Source organism: uncultured Campylobacter sp., assembly GCF_938017705.1.
Taxonomy (GTDB): Bacteria; Campylobacterota; Campylobacteria; order Campylobacterales; family Campylobacteraceae; genus Campylobacter_B.
On record NZ_CALIIS010000038.1, the window covers coordinates 1 to 21,689 of the forward strand.

At 46.0% G+C, this 21,689-nt stretch carries 21 protein-coding genes; 13 read left to right on the forward strand and 8 right to left on the reverse strand.

Annotated features, from left to right (window positions below; translation table 11 throughout):
- The first annotated feature begins 239 nt into the window (after window positions 1–239).
- A complete protein-coding gene (locus Q0605_RS01915; RefSeq protein ID WP_298703726.1) occupies window positions 240–785 on the forward strand; it encodes a purine-nucleoside phosphorylase in 546 nt (181 codons plus the stop codon).
- A complete protein-coding gene (gene rlmN / locus Q0605_RS01920; RefSeq protein ID WP_298703728.1) occupies window positions 782–1,882 on the forward strand; it encodes a 23S rRNA (adenine(2503)-C(2))-methyltransferase RlmN in 1,101 nt (366 codons plus the stop codon). The genes Q0605_RS01915 and rlmN overlap by 4 nt, the downstream gene beginning before the upstream one ends.
- A 218-nt stretch (window positions 1,883–2,100) precedes the next feature.
- On the opposite strand, the gene Q0605_RS01925 is transcribed toward rlmN, so the two are convergent.
- Both Q0605_RS01925 and Q0605_RS01930 read right to left on the reverse strand, forming a co-directional pair.
- Window positions 2,101–2,727: a hypothetical protein gene (locus tag Q0605_RS01925; RefSeq protein ID WP_298703730.1), complete on the reverse strand. Its 627-nt coding sequence runs from the start codon at window positions 2,725–2,727 to the stop codon at window positions 2,101–2,103.
- A 204-nt stretch (window positions 2,728–2,931) separates the two neighbouring features.
- Entirely contained in the window at window positions 2,932–4,353 is a 1,422-nt protein-coding gene (locus Q0605_RS01930; RefSeq protein ID WP_298703732.1) for a pseudouridine synthase, read from the reverse strand.
- A gap of 75 nt (window positions 4,354–4,428) precedes the next feature.
- Here Q0605_RS01930 and purB point away from each other — a divergent pair, with 75 nt between their 5' ends.
- Complete coding sequence (purB, locus tag Q0605_RS01935) at window positions 4,429–5,760, forward strand: adenylosuccinate lyase (RefSeq protein WP_298703734.1); 1,332 nt, start codon at window positions 4,429–4,431, stop codon at window positions 5,758–5,760.
- 919 nt (window positions 5,761–6,679) lie between these two features.
- Here purB and Q0605_RS01940 read toward each other — a convergent pair.
- Complete coding sequence (locus Q0605_RS01940) at window positions 6,680–7,315, reverse strand: hypothetical protein (RefSeq protein ID WP_298703736.1); 636 nt, start codon at window positions 7,313–7,315, stop codon at window positions 6,680–6,682.
- A gap of 610 nt (window positions 7,316–7,925) precedes the next feature.
- Here Q0605_RS01940 and Q0605_RS01945 point away from each other — a divergent pair.
- From Q0605_RS01945 to Q0605_RS01965, 5 genes are all read left to right on the forward strand, one after another.
- On the forward strand, window positions 7,926–9,272 hold the full coding sequence (locus Q0605_RS01945) for a DASS family sodium-coupled anion symporter (RefSeq protein ID WP_298703834.1): 1,347 nt from the start codon (window positions 7,926–7,928) through the stop codon (window positions 9,270–9,272).
- A 166-nt stretch (window positions 9,273–9,438) separates the two neighbouring features.
- Window positions 9,439–10,092 carry an amino acid ABC transporter permease gene (locus tag Q0605_RS01950; protein ID WP_298042910.1) on the forward strand — a complete coding sequence of 218 codons (654 nt, stop codon included), beginning with the start codon at window positions 9,439–9,441 and terminating at the stop codon, window positions 10,090–10,092.
- 2 nt (window positions 10,093–10,094) lie between these two features.
- On the forward strand, window positions 10,095–10,751 hold the full coding sequence (locus Q0605_RS01955; RefSeq protein ID WP_297881208.1) for an amino acid ABC transporter permease: 657 nt from the start codon (window positions 10,095–10,097) through the stop codon (window positions 10,749–10,751).
- Entirely contained in the window at window positions 10,751–11,488 is a 738-nt protein-coding gene (locus Q0605_RS01960) for an amino acid ABC transporter ATP-binding protein (RefSeq protein WP_298703739.1), read from the forward strand. Before Q0605_RS01955 ends, Q0605_RS01960 begins: the two co-directional genes overlap by 1 nt.
- Before the next feature lie 20 nt (window positions 11,489–11,508).
- A complete protein-coding gene (locus Q0605_RS01965) occupies window positions 11,509–12,369 on the forward strand; it encodes a cysteine ABC transporter substrate-binding protein (RefSeq protein ID WP_298703741.1) in 861 nt (286 codons plus the stop codon).
- Between the two features lie 643 nt (window positions 12,370–13,012).
- Here Q0605_RS01965 and Q0605_RS01970 read toward each other — a convergent pair.
- The 4 genes from Q0605_RS01970 to Q0605_RS01985 all read right to left on the reverse strand — a co-directional run bounded on the left by Q0605_RS01970 (window position 13,013) and on the right by Q0605_RS01985 (window position 17,533).
- Complete coding sequence (locus Q0605_RS01970; protein ID WP_298703743.1) at window positions 13,013–14,398, reverse strand: DUF3137 domain-containing protein; 1,386 nt, start codon at window positions 14,396–14,398, stop codon at window positions 13,013–13,015.
- A gap of 197 nt (window positions 14,399–14,595) precedes the next feature.
- Window positions 14,596–15,789, reverse strand: a complete 1,194-nt coding sequence (locus Q0605_RS01975; RefSeq protein WP_298703745.1) for a MalY/PatB family protein — start codon at window positions 15,787–15,789, stop codon at window positions 14,596–14,598.
- A 1-nt stretch (window position 15,790) separates the two neighbouring features.
- Window positions 15,791–16,633 carry a DUF3737 family protein gene (locus Q0605_RS01980; RefSeq protein ID WP_298703747.1) on the reverse strand — a complete coding sequence of 281 codons (843 nt, stop codon included), beginning with the start codon at window positions 16,631–16,633 and terminating at the stop codon, window positions 15,791–15,793.
- A 420-nt stretch (window positions 16,634–17,053) separates the two neighbouring features.
- Window positions 17,054–17,533, reverse strand: coding sequence for a hypothetical protein (locus tag Q0605_RS01985; RefSeq protein ID WP_297917811.1), 480 nt, complete (start codon window positions 17,531–17,533; stop codon window positions 17,054–17,056).
- Window positions 17,534–17,649: 116 nt separating this feature from the next.
- On the opposite strand from Q0605_RS01985, the gene Q0605_RS01990 reads away from it, so the two are divergent.
- The 5 genes from Q0605_RS01990 (at window position 17,650) to Q0605_RS02010 (ending at window position 21,051) form a co-directional block, all read left to right on the forward strand.
- On the forward strand, window positions 17,650–18,012 hold the full coding sequence (locus Q0605_RS01990; RefSeq protein WP_298703749.1) for a DUF1508 domain-containing protein: 363 nt from the start codon (window positions 17,650–17,652) through the stop codon (window positions 18,010–18,012).
- Window positions 18,013–18,459, forward strand: a complete 447-nt coding sequence (locus tag Q0605_RS01995; RefSeq protein WP_298703750.1) for a hypothetical protein — start codon at window positions 18,013–18,015, stop codon at window positions 18,457–18,459.
- A 615-nt stretch (window positions 18,460–19,074) separates the two neighbouring features.
- Window positions 19,075–19,545, forward strand: a complete 471-nt coding sequence (gene moaC, locus Q0605_RS02000; RefSeq protein WP_298703751.1) for a cyclic pyranopterin monophosphate synthase MoaC — start codon at window positions 19,075–19,077, stop codon at window positions 19,543–19,545.
- Complete coding sequence (locus Q0605_RS02005) at window positions 19,523–19,783, forward strand: DUF493 domain-containing protein (RefSeq protein ID WP_297917799.1); 261 nt, start codon at window positions 19,523–19,525, stop codon at window positions 19,781–19,783. Before moaC ends, Q0605_RS02005 begins: the two co-directional genes overlap by 23 nt.
- A gap of 8 nt (window positions 19,784–19,791) precedes the next feature.
- Window positions 19,792–21,051 (forward strand): hypothetical protein, encoded by a 1,260-nt coding sequence (locus tag Q0605_RS02010; RefSeq protein WP_298703753.1) that lies wholly within the window; start codon window positions 19,792–19,794, stop codon window positions 21,049–21,051.
- A gap of 316 nt (window positions 21,052–21,367) precedes the next feature.
- Here Q0605_RS02010 and Q0605_RS02015 read toward each other — a convergent pair whose 3' ends face one another.
- Window positions 21,368–21,496 (reverse strand): hypothetical protein, encoded by a 129-nt coding sequence (locus Q0605_RS02015; RefSeq protein ID WP_298703755.1) that lies wholly within the window; start codon window positions 21,494–21,496, stop codon window positions 21,368–21,370.
- Between the last annotated feature and the right edge of the window lie 193 nt (window positions 21,497–21,689).

Consider the following 21,689-nt stretch of genomic DNA (forward strand, 5'->3'; position numbering starts at 1 on the left):
AGGTAAAATTTATTCGTTTTAGCTAAATCATAAGCTTTTTTAAATACTTTTCCATCTTCTACCCGCCACCTGCACTACTATACCATTATGGAAGATAAAGGTACAGCTCTCATAGATATTTACTCGATTTATTTTAATTTCATCCGATACTTTACGACGAAAAAATTTCAAAATTTAGCTTTAAATTTATCGTCATTTTGCTATGATTAGCGAAAAATAACGAAAGCGTAAATCCATAAATGATAATCTCTGCCGGACGAAATGAAATTTTTGATTTTGCCCTGCCTATGGGTGTAGGGCTAGTGGATATGAGTATAAATTTGACTAAATTTTTATGCGAAAATAGGCAAAGCTTGCCGAGTGAAATCATTTTCGTGGGTTCTGCAGGGCTATATAAAGAAGGTAAAATTCTAAAAATTTATGAAAGCAGATCGGCTGCAAACTGTGAGATATCGGCGCTTTATGAGCTTTCATACTCTCCAATTAACTATGAAATTCTAGCTAGGAATTCTGCCAATGTTTCATATGAAACAATAACTAATAGCTCAAATTTTATCACGACCGATAAAAAATCCGCGTTAAAATTCTTTGAGCGAGGTTATTTTTTAGAAAATATGGAATTTTTTGCGGTTCTCAAGGTAGCACAAAAATTTGAAATTCCCGCTTACGGAATTTTTTGTGCGACGAATTTCTGCAATTCAAATGCTCACACGGATTTTTTAAAAAATCACGCCGCTGCAAAAGAAAATTTAACTAAATATCTAAAAACTAAGGCATTAATTTGAAAAATATCTTTGATTTTACGATGAAAGAGCTTGAAAATTTCGTCGAACCAAAATTTAGAGCCAAGCAAATTTACGAATGGATTTACAAAAAGAATGTGGATGACTTCACACAAATGCTAAATCTACCAAAAGAGATCCGTCAAAGTTTAGCTCAAAATTTTTATTTAGATCCGCTTGAATGCGTCAGATCCGAAACAAGTAGCGATGGCAGTATCAAATATCTTTTCGCTCTCAAAGACGGCAAGACGATAGAAAGTGTCCTGCTACCGATGAAGGATGAGCTGCGAGATGAACACGAAAAAGTTGTAAGACATGCGCGCTACTCAATCTGCGTAAGTTCGCAAGTGGGTTGCAAAATTGGCTGTAGCTTCTGCTTGACAGCAAAAGGTGGCTTCGTACGGAATTTAACTCCAGGCGAGATCGTGGCTCAAATTTGGCTCATCAAGAAAATGAACGCGATCCCGTACGAGCGGCGCGTCAATGTCGTATATATGGGGATGGGCGAACCGCTTAATAACCTAGACAACGTTGCCAAAGCCGTGCAAATTTTAAAAGAAAACGACGGACTCGCAATAGCGCCGCGTCGCCAAACGATAAGTACAAGCGGACTTTCTACGCAGATAAAAAAGCTTGGCGAAATGGATCTTGGCGTGCTACTCGCGATCTCACTGCATGCAGTGGATGACGAACTGCGTGAAAAACTAATGCCGATAAATCGTGCCTACAATATTGCATCGATCATGCAGGCGGTGCGCGAGTTCCCAATCGATCTGCGAAAACGCGTGATGTTTGAATATCTAATGATCGATGGGATAAATGACCGCTCAAGCGATGCCAAAACGTTAGTGAAGCTTCTGCACGGCATTCGCGCAAAAGTAAATCTGATCTATTTTAATCCGCACGAAGGCTCGAGCTTTGGCAGACCAAGCCCCGAAAATATGGTGAAATTCCAAGACTATCTCTGCGCGCACGGCATTACTTGCACGATCCGCCAGAGCAAGGGGCTAGATATCAGTGCAGCGTGCGGACAACTCAAACAAAGAAACGAGCAGGGTAAAATTTTAGATCAAAATGGCGTCAATATGGATAAAATTTAAAAAGATAGAAAAAATTCGGCTAATATTTCCAGATCATAAGGCAGATCAGTAAAAAATTTATAACGGAGTAGCAATGGACGCGCAAAAAATAATGGATGAGAACAGCATCTTCTTAGACAGATCGCTGCTTAAAAAATCCAAGATTACAAACGCTGAAATCATCCGCGAATTCCTTCTTATCTACCCTTAACATTTCGAATTTTCATAGAAATTAACAATTACAATCCAAGTCTCATGCCAATATCTTGCGATATTTCTATTGTTTGTTTTTGTTCTATGCTACGGTCTATGCCCAAACCAAGTACCCTCTTGCAATATTCCCCAAAAGAAGCAACTACCGTTTTGCTCCCCATACTTGCTATCAATGCCGAGCTTTCTAAATTAACAGAGCTTCCCGCCCCGCCCTTTTGCTTAAATAGAAAATTAGCGTATTCGTCAAATTCTCTTTTAAATATTCCATGTTCTTGATTGTATTTTTTAAAAGAATCAACATCGGGTTTAAAATCTTTTATACTACCACCTAACTTATCTTGAAGCATCCAATATTTATGCGCTCTAAGCTCAAATTTATCGTCATCTTCGCTACCGAAAATAAATATATGAAACCCACCGTCTAGCCAAGCTGAATTATATGCTTTTATAGCCATAGCGCTTTGTCCCCAATCTGCATATTTTTTCTTTTCTGAGGATAAATTCTCGAATGCCCTTTTAAACTCTATAAGTAAAAACTTCCCATTGTTGTGTGTTAAGGCATCACCTATTTTTTCTACATCACCATCAAGTGGAGCTATATCGATTCCAACAAACACTGCTTTACAAAATAATACTCCACTGTTTTTTCCCACCACAACATTTTCATCCTTTATTCAAAATTACTAATATTCTAATTATGAATTATAGCTATCGCAAAATAAAATCGTCTTAAAATTTTCAAATAACTACAGATGAGAAATTAATAAATTAATGCCATTGTAAGCACAAAATTTTATAAAAACCAGCAAAAACAAAATCCTAGTCATCAAAATAATCGCCGCCGCTTTAAAATTTTATTAAGTTGCTTGAATTTTACCGATTTTCGCGAGATTATAAAACTCTCTTGCGGCGTCAAATTCGCTTTTTATCTCGTATCGTTCGCCGCCTAGTTCGAAGCAAATTGTATTCGCGTGTAGCAACAATCTCGGCGCCCCTGTCGTTCTGATCCGCTCCGTCTCATCCATCTTTTTATCCAATATCCGCTCCGCTTGCTCTCGCGAAAGCCCATACAGCGGTTCTCCCAATATCGGCGTATCCGCGGCAAATAGATGCAGCCTGATCTGATGCTGCCTACCCGTCAGTGGATAGCACTCAATCAGGCTAGCGTCCATGTCCTCAAAATATCGCAGCGAGCGTATCAGCGTGATTGCCTCCTTGCCATCGCGCGATATTTTCATACGAATTTTAAGATCGGCAAACTCGTCGCTAGGGGCGATCGGAGCATCAATCACAAACCCCTCAAAATCCTTTAAAAATTTCAGTTTTTCGCTAAATTTTGCGTATTTTGCAGGCTCAAATTTTTTAAAATTTACGTAGCCCGTAGAAGTAGCCGGCATAGATTTGACCGCAGATAAGGCGCAAGGTTTATGCCCGTTATCCGCGCTACTCATCGCGATAGCGGATTTAAGCTTATCACTCACGCCGCAGGATAAGGCATCAAATTCAGATCCGCTACCAACATCGCCAGTAGGAGCGCCGGAATTAAATTTAACCTGCGCGCCGCCAGATAGAATGCTGCGCCATAATCCCCTACTCACATTACCAGACAAGGTATTAAATCCAAATTTATCGCCTACTCCTTTTAGAGCTAGTGTATCGCGCAGATCCGATATGCTACTTGGCAAACTCACAGCATCGCCCGCAAATTTTGATCCGCAAATTTCATCAAAGCCTAGAGCATAGCAACTCTCTATCTCTCCATTGCAAGCAGCACTTTGCAAATCACCTCGCAAGCCCTCCCTCAAATCTCCTTGCACGAGCGCTAGATAGCTTTTCATCACTCTACGCTGTTCGAAGCACTCTTTGAGCTCGCGCGCCGCGTCTTTATCTTTAGCGACGATCAAAACGCCGCTGGTTTCGAGATCGAGCCTGTGCGCCACGCACGCGTCCTGCCCGTATAGCGACCAGATCTCGTCATACATATTATAAGGCGAGTTGCGCCCGCTCGGATGGCTAAGAATTCCGCTTGGTTTGTCAAATGCCGCAAACGCATCGCACTCAAAGATCGGCTTCAGTCCGCGCGGCTTGCATTTGTAATCGATCAAAAAAATTTCTCCGTGCGCGACAGAGTTTTTATGTAAATTTTGATCCTCCGCATCGGTTACGCGATGCTTGTCACAGATGCGCTGCGCGGATTTCATATCGTATCCGAGGCTAAGCAGAATTTCGTAAATTTTGCGTCCCTCAAAGCTTCCCAAGCTTCTTTTCTCATAACCCATATTAAACTTTCAGCCCCATTTTTATATAATTATTGCCATCATTATACAAGAAATTCTAACCGAAAGGCTACTAAAATGGTCGAAAGATACGCAAGAAAAGAGATGTCTGAAAAATGGAGCTTGCAAGCCAAATACGACGCGTGGCTAAAAGTCGAGCTCGCAGCAGTTAAGGCGTGGAATAAACTAGGTCTAATAAGCGACTGCGATAAAGATAAAATTCTACAAAACGCAAGCTTTAGGATCGAGCGGATAGATGAGATCGAAAAGACCACCAAGCACGACGTGATTGCATTTCTAACGAGCGTGAGTGAGAGCCTTGGGCAGGAGAGCCGCTTCGTGCATTACGGCATGACTAGCAGCGATTGCATCGATACCGCCGTCGCGCTACAAATCAAAGAAAGCATGGAGCTTATCATTGAGGATGTGCAAAATTTAAAAGCCGCGATAAAATCTCAAGCCATGAAGCATAAAATGACACTGATGGTCGGGCGCAGCCACGGTATCCACGGCGAGCCGATCACTTTCGGACTCGTGCTTGCGGTCTGGTATGATGAGATAAATCGCGCGCTAGAGCTTTTGCAACACGCAAAAAGCGTTATCAGCTACGGCAAAATAAGCGGTGCGATGGGGAATTTCGCCCACGCTCCACTAGAGCTGGAAGAGCTAGTGTGCGAATATCTGGGGCTAAAGCCCGCTCCCGCATCCAATCAAGTCATCCAGCGCGATCGCTACGCGCAGGTAATGAGCGCACTTGCGATCCTGGCTTCCAGCTGCGAAAAGATCGCTATCGCAATCCGCCACTATCAACGCACCGAGGTTTATGAGGCAGAGGAATTTTTTAGCCCAGGTCAAAAGGGCAGCTCCGCGATGCCGCACAAACGAAATCCTGTGCTTAGCGAAAACGTAACTGGACTATGTCGTATGATTCGTAGCTTCGCAATACCCGCGATGGAGGACGTAGCGCTATGGCACGAACGCGACATCAGCCATAGCTCGGTCGAGCGATTTATCCTCCCCGACGGCTTTATAACTGCTGATTTTATGTTAAATCGCTTGACAAGCTTGATCGAAAAACTGCTCGTATATCCTGAAAATATGATGAGAAATCTAAATTTAACCGGTGGGCTCGTGTTTTCGCAGCGCGTGCTGCTAGAGCTGCCTAAACGAGGAGTTAGCAGAGAGGATGCCTATAAAATCGTGCAGCGTAATGCGATGAAGGTCTGGGCGGATCTGCAAGAGGGCAAAAAAGCTATAGATGAGCAAGGGCTTAGCTTGTTTTTACAAAATCTGCTCGCAGATACAAAGCTACGAGAAAAACTAAGCGAAAGCGAGATTAAAGAGTGCTTCGACTACGGATATTACACCAAAAACGTAGACGCGATTTTCGATAGGGTTTTTGGCAAATAGCAAGTACGGTAGCCTTGATATTTTAAAGCTCCGAGCAAGCCTATAAAATATAGCGAAGCGGCTAGAAATTTATGTTTGCGCCGAAGTACTTTAAAAAGAGCGATTGAAATTTTAAAATTTTTACAAAGATAAAATTTTAGTAAAAGCGTAGCGCTTGCGGATAAATCTGGCATCTAAATCCGCACGACAGGCATCTACCGCTTTTACCGCGAATTTATAAAGGTAAAATTCTGTGCTTTCGACCAACCTTAAAATCGTAAAATTTAATGCTTTAAAACGGTAAAATTCTAAAATTCTTAGACGCAGTAGTTTTAGAATTCTACCGCAAAATTTAGCGCTAATCTCAAAAAAGTTATAAATGCGAGATTTCCATAAAGCAAACAGGCGAATCCATCTCTAGATCGGCCAGCATTAAGACGCAATCCTTTTACGTGCTCGCTTAGAATTTTGCCTATGGCAACCAACCAAATTTTAATGATTTTATGGCATTTCTGCGTCGGACTCAAGCTAGGAGTCGTGAGATATACGAAGCAATTATGAAACAAATTTAAAATGGCAAATGGAGACATTGATAAAATTCCGCTTTTTCAACTTGAAATTATAACGATTCTTAGAAAAAAGCGGATTGAGTAAAATTTCATAAATTCCATCAATTTAAGCGCTTAACAGATAACACTAAAAATAGGAAATTAAGCTTGCGTAATAATATTTTTAAAAATTTTAAATTTTATACGCGTAAGCGGGTAAAATTTGATGTCTAGTACCGGCAGCACCCTTGATTATCATATAATTACGTCTGAATTGCTAGCAAATTTCGGATTAAACAATCCTGCGATTTGACGTCTAATAATTATTTGGAATTTAAAACGGATGGGGCGGGAGTTCGTTCGCCCCATCCTGCGCTAGTACGTTAGAATTTTTAAAATTTAAAGTTATACCCTAGATAGAGCCCATGGTTGGTCTCATATACCTTGTCTACCCCTTCTCCAAGCTTACTAGCCTTGTATCTAGTGTAGTCCGCCTTGTAGCCAAACTCGATCTCGTTATGCTCGTCAAAGCTATATAGCCCGCCCAGTCTTGCGCCGATTACCCAGCCAGGCAGAGTCTTTGAGAGCGAATCGCTGCTTCCGTCAGATTCGTCATATGAATAAATTTTATATTTCAAAAATGAAACTCCTGTATATGCGCCCGCTACGAGTTTAAAGCCGTTTGTAATCTCAGGCGTAAAATCCCCGCCTACGAGCAAGCTATGCTTATTCCACTCGTGTTTAAATATGATGTCCTCCTCGTCAGTGCCAGTTTTCGAAGCTTTGAAATCATACAAGTACTCGCCGTACGCCCTAGCTATACCAAAATCATAGCCGCCTTTAAAGCCGAGAGCAGCCTGCCCCTTATTATCTTTATTCGTGCCAGAATCTTCCTCATCAGACCATTTAGTAGTGATGCTGGATTTAAAAGAATAATCTCCCTCGATACCTAAAAATATCCCCTCGCCGAAGCTTGAGCTCGCGCACACCGCAGCGGTAAACGCCGCGATTAAAATTTTATTTTTCACATTTTCTCCTTACAATTTATAATTTCGGGCTTCCGCCGCCGCCGCTTTGCCATTTTACCGCTTGCTATCTTTAAGCGCCTTCCGCCAAGCTCGCTCATAAGCGCGTTTAAAATTTGTTGATTATAATATCCTTTTTTTGAAATTTTGATGAATTTCGCGACAAGACTTGGAATTTTATCTCACTCGCCTTGGATAAAATTCTATCTCGATTGCCAGCACGGAATTCGACGAAATTCTACGTCGCCGCCCCGTGAGCAGTTAGCAAATTTAAATGCCGGGTGTCATTAAAAAATAATCTGTGATGAAATTTAAAGCGCTTATTTAGTTGTTCGTTTTTATGTATAATTTAAAATTTACACACGAGATAAGTGCCGTGTTACCGATAGTAACTGCACTTTTAAAAATTTAAGACGATTTGATTTGGAATTTATAAAATTCCCGCCTCATTTTTGTATCATAAGCCAAATCCAAAAAAGGAGTATCTATGGAAGAACACAAAGTGGAATTACGCAACTCCCGCTTACAAGGACCACTGGACTCAGACGTAGACGAGCTGGGTTTAGACAGGCTCACCGACACCGTGCCGTTTCCTAAGCGCGGCGTCATCATTATGGCGATTGCCGCTGCTGTGGGCTTTGCGCTATATGCCGCGTTACCGTTTGAGCCCAATGTCAAAAAAGGCCTTGCACTGCTTGCTTTCATCGCGATTATGTGGCTTACAGAGGCCGTGCATATCACGGTAACCGCGCTTATGGTGCCGGTGCTTGCGGTAGCTATCGGACTTGGCAAATTCGCTAAAGATGGCACTTTCACAGCTGCCACCATCAAAAGTACGCTTGCAAATTTTGCAAACCCTACGATCTTTACCTTTTTCGGCGGTTTTGCTCTGGCAACGGCTCTGCATATGCAAAAGCTCGATAAAAAGATCGCGATGTGGCTAATCGCCCGCGCAGGCGGTCGCTTGGGTGTAGCTGCGATTTTAATCTGCCTTGCTACGGCGATCCTTTCGATGTGGGTTTCAAACACCGCAACTGCTGCGATGATGCTTCCGATCGCGCTTGGAATTTGCGCCAACATGGACGAGAGCAAAGATCGCGGCACGCTCGTGTTTTTGCTTTTAGGCATCGCGTATTCTGCAAGCATCGGAGGTTTGGGCACGCTCGTGGGATCTCCGCCAAATTTAATCGTGGCTCAAGCCTTGCACTACAGCTTCGCGGACTGGATGAAGGTAGGTTTGCCGCTAATGTGCGTGATGCTACCGATAATGCTTGTGGTGCTTTATATAATTTTCAAGCCGAATTTAAGTCATAAAATAGAGATGGATCTGGAGCATATCCCTTGGACGCGCGAGCGCATTATTACTATCGTCGTATTTGCTCTAACAGCGCTTGGCTGGATATTTTCAAAGCAAATTTCAGCCCTTGTGGGCTTTAAAGTGGATGATGCTTACGTCGCTATCTGCTCGGCAGTCGTAATCGTCGTGCTAGGGCTTGCCAAATGGCACGACATCGCCGAAAACACCGAGTGGGGCGTGCTGTTGCTTTTCGGCGGCGGACTTACGCTAAGTGCGGTTTTAGGCGATTCCGGAGCTTCTAAGGTGCTTGGCGATCTAGTCGCGCATACTTTCGGCGGAGCGCCTACTTACATCGTACTTTTAGTAACCGCAGTTTTTATCATCTGCCTTACGGAATTTACGAGCAATACCGCCTCGGCGGCGCTTTTAGTACCAGTATTTGCGGGAGTAGCAGCGCAAATGGGGCTGCCAAAAGAAACTCTTACTATAGTAATCGGTGTGGGCGCAAGCTGCGCTTTCATAATGCCGGTAGCGACGCCGCCGAATGCTTTGGTTTTCGGCACGGGACGCATTCGCCAGGCGGAAATGGTACGAAGTGGCGGAATTCTAGCGATATTCTCCGCGTTTTTGGTTTCGGGATACGCGTATATTTTTTACTCGTAAAATTCCGTCAAAATTCTATAGTCCGGGTATCTGCTCGGACTAAATATATTTATAAGATATATTTTTAAACTCCTAAATTTTCGGAATTTTTATAAAAAGATTCTAATTTAATACTATTTTAATCAGTTATTTGTATAATACGCATATTTTATGGAAAGAAGAATTTATGGATTTTGATTTTATAGCTAAATTTAGCCCTATGTTCGTAAAGGCGGGAATTTTAACGCTAAAGCTCGCATTTTACGGGATTTTACTATCCATCATCATCGGCTTTATCTGCACGCTAATAAAATATAAAAGAGTACCTCTGCTAAGTCCGCTTGTAAACGCATATATCGAGCTATCTCGCAATACCCCGCTTTTAATTCAGCTATTTTTTCTATACTACGGCCTGCCGAAGCTAGGCGTTCAAATTTCGGGCTTTACCTGCGCGATCGTAGGTCTTGCATTTTTAGGCGGAAGCTATATGAGCGAGAGCTTTAGGCTCGGTTTTGAGGCGATAAAAAAATCCCAGATTGAAAGCGCGATGAGCCTGGGGCTAAGCGAAGCACAGATAGTGTTTTACGTCGTGCTGCCGCGCGCTTTTGCGATCGCCCTGCCCTCCATCAGCGCAAACATAATCTTTCTGCTTAAAGAAACTTCGATCGTTAGCATCGTAGCACTCGCCGATCTCGTTTATGCCGCAAAGGATGTGATCGGGCTGTATTACAAGACGAACGAGGCGCTGTTTATGTTAAGCGTTTCGTATCTGATCATAATCCTGCCGCTTTCACTAGCGCTTACGCTGCTTGAAAAGCGCCTTGCGTATATGAGAGGCTAGCGATGGAACTCTTAAGCGGCGAAAATTTAATCAGGCTTCTTGGCGGGCTTGGGGTCACGCTGCAAATCGCGCTCATCTCGATCGCGGTTTCGCTCGCTCTAGGCTTAGTGCTTGGAATTTTAATGGCCTCCGGGCGCAGAGCCTTATACATCCCGCTTAAAATTTGCCTGGAGATTGTGCGCATAATGCCGCCTATCGTTTGGCTATTTATCGTATATTTCGGCGCGAGTAAGGCATTTGGCATCCACATCTCAAATATCGCGGCTTCGATCATCGTCTTTAGCATCTGGGGCGTTTTTGAGATGATGGATCTGGTGCGCGGCGCCGTGCTTAGCATACCCAAGCATCAGTTCGAAAGCGCCGAAGCGCTCGCATTTAGCAGATCTCAAATTTATCTCTATGTCATCCTGCCGCTTGCGATGAGGCGCCTAGTGCCCGCGACGATAAATTTATTCAGCAGGATGATAAAAACAACCTCGATCGCCGTGCTAATCGGCGTTATCGAGCTCGTCAAGGTCGGACAGCAGATCATCGAGGTGAACGTCTTTCGCGATAATTATGCGCCGTTAATCATCTATGGAGCGATATTCTTCGTATATTTTTTGATCTGCTATCCGATCTCGGCGCTTTCGAAAAAATTAGAAAACAGGTGGAGCTGATGGAAATTTTAAAAATCGATAAAGTCAATAAATTTTATGGCGAGCTGCACGCACTAAAGGACGTCAGTCTTAGTGTCGCGCAGGGCGAGGTCGTGGTGATCCTGGGTCCTAGCGGCTGTGGCAAAAGCACCCTGCTTCGCACGATCAACGGGTTAGAGCCGGTACAAAGCGGAAATTTTATAATCGAAGGCGAGCGGATCGATCAAAATTTCACAGACTGGCGCAGGATCAGACAAAAGATCGGCATGGTCTTTCAAAGCTACGAGCTCTTCGATCACTTAAATGTATTAAATAACATCATCCTAGGTCCCGTGAAAGTTCAAGGCGTATCGCGCGAGCAAGCTGTAGAGCTAGCCAGGCATTGGCTCAAAGTCGTAGGACTAGAAAATAAAGAGCGGGCCTACCCCAAAGAGCTTAGCGGCGGGCAGAAGCAGCGCATCGCGATCGTACGAAGCCTTGTGATGAAGCCCAAGATCATGCTTTTTGACGAGGTTACCGCGGCGCTTGATCCCGAGATCGTGCGCGAGGTGCTAGACGTAATGCTAAATCTCGCCAAAGAGGGGCAGACGATGCTAATCGTAACGCATGAGATGGGCTTTGCGCGCGCCGTAGCCGATCGCATAGTTTTTATGGATGAGGGAAGCATCGTGGAGATTAACGAACCGGAGGCGTTCTTTACTGCTCCGAAGAGCGAGCGCGCGAAGAAATTCTTAAATATGTTCGAATTTAAAAAATAAATTTTAATAAAGGAGAAAAGATGAAAAAAACACTAAGCACGCTTTTTATCTTAGGTGCGTTATTTTTCGCAGGTTGCAACGACGAGGGCAAAGGCTCCTCAAATTCCGCGCAAGGTTCCGCCGCGCCGCAAAGCTATATAGACGGAGTTAAAAAGCGCGGCGTAGTAAGGATCGCGGTTTTCGGCGACAAGCCGCCGTTTGGTTATATCGACGAGACGGGTAAAAACGCAGGATATGACGTGTATTTTGCAAAACGTATCGCAAAGGAGCTTTTAGGCGATGAGAGCAAGGTTCAGTTCGTGCTCGTAGAGGCCGCCAATCGCGCGGAATTTTTGGCGTCGGATAAGGTCGATATCACGCTTGCAAATTTTACCGTCACACCGGAGCGCAAAGAGGTCGTGGATTTCGCGCTGCCGTATATGAAGGTAGCCCTCGGCGTCGCAAGCAAGGACGGCGATATCACCGACGTTTCGCAGCTTAAGGACAAAACGCTTTTAATCAACAAAGGCACGACCGCGGATCTGTATTTTACGAAAAACCATCCCGAGATCAAGCTTTTAAAATTTGACCAAAATACCGAGACTTTTGGTGCGATGCTGGATGGCAGGGGCGACGCAATCGCGCATGATAATACGCTTTTGTTTGCGTGGACGAAGTCAAACCCTGGCTTTAAGGTAGGTATCCGCTCGCTCGGCGATCAGGACGTCATCGCACCTGCGGTCAAAAAGGGCAACGACGAGCTTCGCAAATGGCTTGACGATCTAATCGTAAAGCTCGCGGACGAGAAATTTTTCCACGCCGACTACGATGCGACGCTAGCGCCGGTATACGGCGACGACATCAAAGCTGACGACGTCGTAATCGAGGGCGGGAAGCTATAAATTTAGATTTGCCGTCTAGTTTAGCAGGGCAATTGAGCCCTGCGACTTTGCAGCGACTAGCCGCCGTATCTTCACTGAACGGCGGCTGTAAACGCCCATAGGCGACGAGCGCTTTTATAAGATAACTAAATTTATCGATCTTACGGTAGAGTTTTGCTTCCGCACGGCAAATTTGCCGCCGAGTAAATTTTAGCTGAACCGAAACGCAGCCTAGCGCGGATCGTCGCGGCAAAATTTAAGTCGCGCGCGGCGGCGTAAAATTTCAAGCGATAGTAGAATTCTAATGCAAACTGCTCGCGCGATAAAAATTTATGCCGCACAAGCAGTAATAAATCGCAAGTGCTCGATTGTTAAACGGAGCGAGGATTTATAAAATTTATCGGCTCAAAGTAGCTTGCAAAGTCTTATACGAACACTGCCGCGCGTGCGCTCCATCTTTCGATCGGCTCGCGCGAAGGAGCGATCACATGTCCGCCCAAGCGCATAAGCCGCGCAACGCATCCATTTCCATGTTCAGTTACACGGCATATCTGTGCCGCTGCCACCAAAGCCTGCAATCCCGCGCGCTATGTCTTATCTGTGCGCCGTCGCGGCTGTATGTAGCTTGCCGCCCCTGCCATACTCTACTGCGCCGCCGCTCACCTCATTCGCTCCAAATTTTGCGGTTCAAATTTAGCTCACTCACGATACCCACAAGCGCGCCGATCTCATCTACGTAGAGCGCTATCGTGGCGTCCTGCTTTAGCGAGCAGTCGATTCTAGGCTCGAAATTATCGCGCCAGGTCTCGATCGCCACGTAAATTTTGTCCTCCCTTAGCACCGCGTTTATCTGCGAGCCCAGCCTTAGATAAACCTCAGTCAGTCGCTGCATCAAAAGCGGCGTCAGAGCGTATCTGGCGCCCACCTGATCGGTCGTATAGACGTCAAAAAACTCCTCAAATTTCATGTCATCCATATTCGCTCGCTGTCCGCATCTGCGCAGATTTCGCGAGTTTTTGTGACATACCCGCACCTCGCAGTTAAGCCTTTTGTGAAAGTCCGCGACGAAAAGCACTCCTTGAAATTTTACATCGGTGCGAGTGCCGTTTTTGGTGCGCACCTTTTCGGCGGCGTAAAAGTCGCTAAATCTCACGCGCACGCCCTGCACCTCCCCGCTCATCATATCCTCGCTCGATTGCTCGTTTATGTAGCAGTCGTAAATTTCAAAAAACTCATCTGCTGTAAGCCCGCCGCTTTCATCGTAGCTAAGCCCGAAGCTTTTTGCGATGCTCGAGACGATCCTGCTTTTAAAATTTGATCTGAAATTCCGTCTTTTGCTCGCCGTCAAAAGAGCGCCTACTATGCCGTAAACGGAGATGCCGAAAAATACGCCGGGCGCCACTTCGTCCCAAAAATGCGCCACGAGCACGCCCACGCAGGTCCCTACGACAGCGGCGATGAGACTAGCCTTTTTCACCGCTTTTTGCAGCGCCGCGCGCTCATCCTCTAGGCTCTGTAGATCCGCTAGAAAGTTAAATTTTGACTGGGTTGCGCCGTCTTTCTCGCCCCTGCCTTCTCTTTCGGCGGCTTTGGGCTCAAACCTTCCGTAAGTAGCGCTCATGCGGCTATCGCTGCTTTCAGAGCTATCGCCCTCGCCTATTTCAGCTTTTAATACCCGCCCCTCTTTCGCATCGGCGCTTAAAATTTGCCCATCTTGCGCCGCGCCCTGCCCTAGCGCGCCTGTATTTTGCGCCGTGTCGAAGTCGTTAAATTTATCAAAATTTGCGCGGTGCGTGCCGCCGTTTTTGCCAAAGTTTAAGCTGTAAAATAGGCGGTAGAGCAGTCCGTTTAAGAGGGGGAAGATGATGAAAAGCGCGATTATAAGCCAGTTTGTATCAAACGAGACGGGCTCCGCCCCGGTATTCAAAAACAGGTAAAGTCCGAGCAGCAGCAGGGTTATCAAAAATGAGACGAGCTTGCTAATGCGCGCGAGCTTTTCGCGCCGTTTTTCAAGCAGGTAAAGCTCCTCTAAATCGCCGTTTCTATCCATAATCCGCCTTTTGTAGCGCATTTAAGCGCTAGTTTTTGCCGCGCGTAAATTTAAACGTTCGCGTACCGCAAGTTTGATCGCCGCTAAATTTAGCGCAAAGCCGTGCCCTACTGCGATAAATTTTAAAATTTGCTCCGCCGCTTTAAATTTAGCCGTTATAAAATTTTAAATTTCGTCTTTGTTGCGCCGCAGTTCGTTTAATGCGGGCAAATCTTTAGCGCCTCTTTCAGCCGCCCTAGCCCGTCTTTTAGCAGCGCTCTAGATGTCGCGATATTTAGGCGCAAAAATTTCTCGCCGCCCTTGCCGTATTGCGCGCCGCAGGAGAGATACAGCCCCGTTTTTTCGCGGATGAAGCGCGCAAGCTCCGCGCTATCCTGCGTATAAGCGCCCGCATCGAGCCACATCAGATAGGTCGCGTCTTGCGGCACAACATGCACCTGCGGAAGCTCACGCGCGATAAATTCCGCCGCGAATTTGCGATTCTCGCTGAGGTATTCACGCAGCGCGTCCAGCCACGGCGCACCCTTCGTAAATGCGGCAATCGCCCCTTGGACACCGAAAAAATTCGGCTCGGCGATGTCGTCGGAATTTAATGCCTTTGAAATTTTATGACGCAAGCGTTTATCCGCGGCAAAGACCGCCGCACTTTGCAGCCCTGCGATGTTAAACGCCTTCGTAGGAGCGATTATGGAGGCTGAAATTTTCTCGCACGTCTCGCTCGCGGCAGCAAATGGCACGTAGCGCACGCCCGGCTCGGTCAGATCGCAATGCACTTCGTCGCTAAGCACCGTCACACCGTGCTTCTCGCACAGCTCACCGATACGGGCAAGGTCATCCCTGCTAAAGGTGCGGCCGACCGGATTGTGCGGGTTGCAAAGGATAAAAAGCGTCGTTTGCGGATCGGCGAGCTTAGCCTGTAGATCCTCCCAATTGATGCTATAATCGCCGTTAGCGTAGGCAAGCTCATTCTCCACAGGCACGCGGGCGGCGTTTTTGATGCAGTAGTAGAAGCAGTTGTAAACGGGGCTCATCAGCAGCACGTTTTCGGCGGGCGAGGTGAGCTTACGGATGATCGAATCGATCGCAGGCAGCGTGCCATTTGCGTAGATCAGCCACTCCTTTTGGATTTTATAATCGTGGCGCGCGAGCCACCAGCCTTGATACGCGCTGCGCCACTCATCATCTACAAGCGAATAGCCTAAAACTCGCTCGTTCAGCCGCTTTTGCAGAGCCTCGATGATCTCGGGCGCTACGGCAAAGTCCATATCGGCAACCCACATCGGAAGCTCATTCTCGCCTACGTCCCATTTAAGCGACTTCGTGCCGCGTCGGTTCGGCAGAGTGTCGAAGTCGTATTTCTCCTTGCCGAAGGTAAAATCAAAAAGTCCCATCTTACGCCCTTAACTCAGTGATGATCTCTATTTTAGACGCGTCGGTCGAGCCGTCTAGAATCAGCTCGCCGATGCTTTCTGCGCGAATTAGCCCGCTGCTTGGATTTTTGACGCTATCGATCGCGCCTTTTACCTCGGCATGCACGTCGCTGTATTCAAACGCTAGCGTCGTATTTATGAGCTCACAATCTTGCAAGCGTAAATTTTGCATATAGCAAAAGCCCTGCAGGCTCTCGATCTTACAATTTTTAAGCGTTACGTTTCTAGAATTCCAGCCGAAGTACTCGCCCGCGATGAAGCAGTCCTCGATGAGGATATTTTCGCAGTTCCAAAACGCGTCCTTGGAGAGGAGTTTGGAATTTTTGATCGTTACGTTTTTGCAACCGTCAAAGCAGTAATCCCCGAAGAGCGATAGATTTTCGATGCTTAAGCTTTCGCAATCAAGCCCGAAATACGCGCCCTTTGCGGTGACGTTTTTTAGCGTGACATCGCTGCAGTGCCACAAGGTCTCCTGCGCGTCGTGGAATTCTACGTTTTGCAGCGCGGCGTCTTTTACGCGGCGAAGCCCCTTGGGCGCGCCGTAGAGGCAGTCTTTTAGCACCACGCCGCGGCTATACCAGATCCCTGCGCGCGCAATCTCGTCGAAGAAGCAGTCCTGCACGCGGATATTTTCGGCGTACCAAAACGGATATTTCCACTCAAATTTACAGTTTTGCACGACGATATTTGTGCTGTGCTTTAGCGGCGACTCGCCCTCGCCAAAGACGGAATTTTCGATCCGCAGATCCTTTGCGCCGAACAGCGCGCGCTCGCCGCTAAAGTGCTTTTGTCTTAATATTTGCATGGCTTTCCTTAGATTTAAAATTTGCTTCAGATTATACAAGGAATTTTAAAATTCCGCGTAGCTTGGGCGTATGAAACGCAAGCGAATCTTAAAAATTTTAAAATTTAAAGGCGGCGAGGAGCTAAATTTGACGCGCCTCGGTAGCGGTTACGAAACACATACAGCGAACGCGCGAAAAATCGCCGCACGCTTATAATGACGCGTTTGCAAACGCCTATGAAGCGCGCTTCGGTCGCTACGGCGAGCCGCGCAGGCGCCCATATCCGCTCGCGACGTGCGCCGCTCGAAAGATACATAAAAATTTATCGCAAGCGGCACCTTATAAAATTTGTAAAATTTTCTACAATCAACGTGCAAGTTTCCCTAAAGCGTCGTGTCTGAAAAAGCGCAAATTTTACCCCGCACACAAACTGGGCGCGTCTAATGCTCGTGGTGATGCAAGTGGATGTCTTCGCCGCGGTCTCGATCTGTAGCGCGCTTTCGCAGATCAAAATACACAAAAAGCCCACTAGGCTCGCCATCCTCGTAAATTTCAAGCTTGTAGCGCATTACGGCGTGCGTGCATACTGCAACGTCAAGCGTCGCTTCATAGCCGTCTGCGCTGCGCTTTAGCGGGAATTCCGCATTGCCCATATTCATACTCACGCCCGAAATTTTAACGCTCGGATTTTTCAGCTCACGCGAAATTCCGCTTATTTTTAGCTCATTTGCTCCCGCTTCGATCGGATGGCGCGCTACGCTAAAGAGCGCCTTCTGCCCGCCCGCGTTAGTCTCGCAGTCCTGTGCGGCTAGATTGCAGCCCAGACGCGTCCTTATATCCTTAAATAATGCATCGCTCTCATCCGCGCCAAATCCTAAAGTAGCGGCGAGAATCAAGCTAAAACGTAGAGCCTTTATCATTATGATCCTTTGTAAATGAAATTTGTGCGCAATTTTAGCAGAAAATTCCGCGCCTATTAAAAATATTTATTAAAATTTTAGCTAAAATAACGATATCTTTTACGAAAGGATGAAAAATGGCTGAGTTTTTAATCAAAGACGCCAAGGACGGCTGCAAATTCGATCTACTTTATGACGGGCACGTACTGTGCACCTCCGAGGTTTACACGAGCAAGGCCGCTTGCAAAAACGGCATCGAAAGCGTCGCAAAAAACGCCGCACTAAATAAGATCGAGGATCAAATCGCGAGCGGAGAAAAGCTAAACAATCCGAAATTTGAGCTTTACACCGATAAAGCAGGCAAGGTTCGCTTCCGCTTAACGGCTAGTAACGGACAGATCATCGCCGTCAGCAAGGATTTTGAAGCCAAAGCGGACGCTCTAAAAGTAATAGAACTTATTGTAAAACAGGCTCCGAAAGCCAAGATCAAGGAGGCATAAATGGACATAAATGGACTTGTAAATATGGTCTCTGCGCTCAAAAGCGACGATAAAAATTTAAGAGAATTTCAAAGCGGTCCGGTCGCTTTTATCGAAAAATTTCTAGGCGTGGACCTGCCCGACGATCAGATAAATGCGATAATTGCGGGCATCAGCTCAAATTTTTTAAGCAAAAACGAAAGCGGCAGATCTAGCTCGCTAGGCTCGATGCTGGGTGGACTTTTGGGCGGCGGCGAGGACGTGCAAGCAAACGCCGTCGATAGCAAAGGTGTGGATTTTAGTGCGCTGATCGGCAAAATCGCAAGCGCCAAGCTCGACCTCAACGGCGACGGCAAAATCGATATCAACGACGCAAGTAGCTTTTTGGGCGATCTCTTAGGAGGAGGCGCAAACGGCGAAGATAAGGGGTTAAATTTAGGCGGCCTGCTAAAAACGTTTAAAATTTAAACGAGGCTAAATTTCAAACGCAGGTCGGATTTTGCGCGACGATGTTTAAATTTGCGCGCGCTATTTTAATCCGCGCCTGCGTCGTTTAACGCTCGCGTGAAGGGTTAAATTTACGCTGCATTGCGCGCGAGCCCTTGAGTTTAAGCAAAACGAGCTTAAATTTAAACGCCGTCTTGCTCTAGATTTAAGCTCGTTTTTTGCGGCGTCTTATTTATACTGCCTCGGCAGAGCGCCCTGCTCCGCTCTTTTGATCGTCCATATTGAGCCAAAATAACCACACACTCTGCTTTAAATTTTATCTTTGCTCTTTAATGTCCGCTTTAAATTTAATCACTCTTTGGCTCGATTTTATTTCGCTACCCATTCAAATTCCCGCGCAGCGCGTCAAAGCATATAGTCAAATTTCATCAAAATTTTAAAAACGGCTATAAATTAAGCGTGAAAGAGTTCGCCTAAAAAGGATATATTTTATTTCTATTTACTGTTTAGGTAGTATAATCGTTCTTGTCCGACAAGATAAAACCTCCTTTTTGTATGAAGCCCGAGTTTAAAAGCTCGGGCTTTTTTTATGCCCGAAATTCTGCTATAATCCCGCCAAAAAATGCAAGGAATTTTATGCTTACACATATAGACGAAAACAATATGCCGCGCATGGTAGATGTCGGCGCCAAGGACGAGAGCGAGCGTGTAGCCACCGCTAGCGGCATCATCCGCATGAGCGCGGAGGCGTTTGCCGCCGTTAAGCAAAACACGGCCAAAAAAGGCCCCGTGCTTCAAACTGCCGTAGTTGCCGCGATAATGGGCGCTAAAAAGACGAGTGAGCTAATACCCATGACTCATCCGCTTACGATTACTTCGATTAAAACCGATATTGAGGAGCTTACGAGCGAGTGCGCGTTTAAGCTTTTTGTAACTGTAAAAATCACGGGCAAAACGGGCGTTGAGATGGAGGCGCTAACGGGCGTAAGCGTGGGGCTGCTGACGATTTACGATATGCTAAAAGCGATAAATAAATCGATGCAGATTACCGACATCGTGCTGCAACGCAAAGAGGGGGGCAAGAGTGGCGTGTATATTAGGGGCTGAAAAGCCAAAAATCGACTATCCGCTCTTTTGGGAATACAAAATCATCCTAGACGCAAGCACCCAAAAGCGCGAGCAGATCGATGAAATTTTAAAGGGCGAAAATTACAAAATAGACTTTTCACGCTTTTCAAACGGCGGCAAATACATGAGCTTCAACGCAAGCGTCTTCGTAAATAGCGATACGCACAGAAATGAAATTTTCGAGCGATTAAAGGCTCATTTTAAATACATACTGTAGGAGAGGTTATGAAAGAAAAACTGATAGAAAAATTCGGCGCCGATCTCGCGCAAATTTCACAAGCCGAGCTAGCCTCATATGTGCAAGAGCTCGCCTTGCAAAAAGCCACGAAGGCTTTGTGTGAGCTTGACGACGAGAGTAAAAGCGCCAAAAGCACGCAATTAATCCTAGACTTCGCAGCCGAGTTAAAAGACGCGGGCGCGCTTAGCGATGAGACGGCAGAAGCCCTACTTAACGGCGTTAAAAAGGCGCTGTGCGACGAGGACGAGCAGGCTCTTTACAAACTCATCTACGATTACGACGATCTGCGCAAAAAGATCGCTTGTAAACAAAAGGCGATTAAAACCCTAGTTCTGCGCAGCTACGACGATCTGGATACCGCGCTGCAAAACGCAAGCGAAACAGAAGCAAAAGAGCGCATAGGCGCGGCGCTACAGCGAGCGATTGCGAGTAAACTTCCGCTTGCGGACGTGCTGAAAGAAGCGAGCGAACTGGCTTTCATAAGCGTGCTCGAAAGCGGCACCGACATCGAGGATACCGCGCACGAGACGGCGAAAAACATCGCATTTTCGGCTATAGGCGACGGGGAATTTACGAAATTCCGTACAAAAGAAATTTCAAAAATCATCATAAACCGCGCGATTTTCGTTGCAAACGAGAGTAAAAATACAGCCTCTGCGCTGATTAGAGGCGCGATTTTAGGCTGCTACGACGGCATAAATAAAGCCGCCGAGAGATACCGCGACGAGCTAAGTTTCTCGCCAGCAAGCGACGCACAGAGCTTAGAGAACGAAAGGCTTCAAATTTCGCAGATGAGCGAGCTATTTAGCGCGGTTTTAAGCGATGCGGTCGCAAGCTCGGAGGAGCCCGCTAAAAGCGAAATCGCCAAGATCGCCGATGAAGAATTCGGAGGCTATTTGGCTAAATTTAGAAAAATTTCAAGCGATCTTGCCGAGCAACTAAGCTCTAAAATCGGCGAGATCGAGCTTGGCGAACGCGCGAAAAAGGCAAGCGCCAAGGCACGCGAAATCACTCAAGAGCTAAGCCAAAAAAGCGCCAAAATCATCGAAAACCTCGATCTGGACGAGAAGCTGGACGCAATCAAAAAAGAGCTTAGCGAGTTTGAAAAGAAGATGAGCCAAAAATTTGCCGAGCTAAAAAGCTCCGAAGTCGCCAAAAACGTAAGCGAAAGGGCGCGCGAGATGAGCGCTAAGGCTTACGAGGCCGCAAAAGAAACGATCGCCAAGCTAAAGTCCAAAAAGGACTAAATGGGCGCCGCGGGCGCGAAATCCTAGCATCAAGTATGGCGCCCACGGCTTTACGTTGCATAATTTACTCGCTTGCCTTAAAGTCCGCACGCTCCAAATAATGGAGCTTTCGTTAGAGTTTGCGAGGCCTGCGCAGAATTCTTTATGCGCTTTAACGGCGCTGTAAAATTCCATGCTGATAAAGAATTTTAGGAATTTTGCATAGCTAAATTTAGATGCGCGCTGCAAAATTCCGTGCCGCCAAAAATCCTACGGCGATGCGAGACCCCGGTCCAACCAAATCTTGCTGCAGCGATAAAATTCTAAGTGTAAAATTTTATAGCTGACGCGGCACATATAAAATTCCAAAGCCGGCGCGGATTTTTAAGCTTAAAATTTCATCGCATAGATTTGCGTAGCAAAATTTTAAAATTCTAAACGCGTAAAATTCTAAAATTCTACCCAAAATGATACGGTACGGCTTTCAGTTTAAAATTTTATCCCGACGCGTGCAAATGAAATTTCGCGAGATAAATTCTATGAAAAGGCGTCTGTGGTGTTTGGCATTTCTGCGATCATTTTCACTGCAGCGTAAGATGCGGCGCATTGGCTTTTACCAAATTAGTAATTAAAAATTCATGTACCACAAAAGATTAGTG

Excerpts from the sequence above, each read along its gene's own strand:
- Q0605_RS01915 (WP_298703726.1), top strand. The coding sequence starts at position 240 with ATGATAATCTCTGCCGGACGAAATGAAATTTTTGATTTTGCCCTGCCT.
- Q0605_RS01930 (WP_298703732.1), bottom strand. The coding sequence starts at position 4,353 with ATGGGTTATGAGAAAAGAAGCTTGGGAAGCTTTGAGGGACGCAAAATT.
- purB (WP_298703734.1), top strand. The coding sequence starts at position 4,429 with ATGGTCGAAAGATACGCAAGAAAAGAGATGTCTGAAAAATGGAGCTTG.
- Q0605_RS01945 (WP_298703834.1), top strand. The coding sequence starts at position 7,926 with ATGGCGATTGCCGCTGCTGTGGGCTTTGCGCTATATGCCGCGTTACCG.
- Q0605_RS01950 (WP_298042910.1), top strand. The coding sequence starts at position 9,439 with ATGGATTTTGATTTTATAGCTAAATTTAGCCCTATGTTCGTAAAGGCG.
- Q0605_RS01955 (WP_297881208.1), top strand. The coding sequence starts at position 10,095 with ATGGAACTCTTAAGCGGCGAAAATTTAATCAGGCTTCTTGGCGGGCTT.
- Q0605_RS01960 (WP_298703739.1), top strand. The coding sequence starts at position 10,751 with ATGGAAATTTTAAAAATCGATAAAGTCAATAAATTTTATGGCGAGCTG.
- Q0605_RS01965 (WP_298703741.1), top strand. The coding sequence starts at position 11,509 with ATGAAAAAAACACTAAGCACGCTTTTTATCTTAGGTGCGTTATTTTTC.
- Q0605_RS01970 (WP_298703743.1), bottom strand. The coding sequence starts at position 14,398 with ATGGATAGAAACGGCGATTTAGAGGAGCTTTACCTGCTTGAAAAACGG.
- Q0605_RS01975 (WP_298703745.1), bottom strand. The coding sequence starts at position 15,789 with ATGGGACTTTTTGATTTTACCTTCGGCAAGGAGAAATACGACTTCGAC.
- Q0605_RS01980 (WP_298703747.1), bottom strand. The coding sequence starts at position 16,633 with ATGCAAATATTAAGACAAAAGCACTTTAGCGGCGAGCGCGCGCTGTTC.
- Q0605_RS01985 (WP_297917811.1), bottom strand. The coding sequence starts at position 17,533 with ATGATAAAGGCTCTACGTTTTAGCTTGATTCTCGCCGCTACTTTAGGA.
- Q0605_RS01990 (WP_298703749.1), top strand. The coding sequence starts at position 17,650 with ATGGCTGAGTTTTTAATCAAAGACGCCAAGGACGGCTGCAAATTCGAT.
- Q0605_RS01995 (WP_298703750.1), top strand. The coding sequence starts at position 18,013 with ATGGACATAAATGGACTTGTAAATATGGTCTCTGCGCTCAAAAGCGAC.
- moaC (WP_298703751.1), top strand. The coding sequence starts at position 19,075 with ATGCTTACACATATAGACGAAAACAATATGCCGCGCATGGTAGATGTC.
- Q0605_RS02010 (WP_298703753.1), top strand. The coding sequence starts at position 19,792 with ATGAAAGAAAAACTGATAGAAAAATTCGGCGCCGATCTCGCGCAAATT.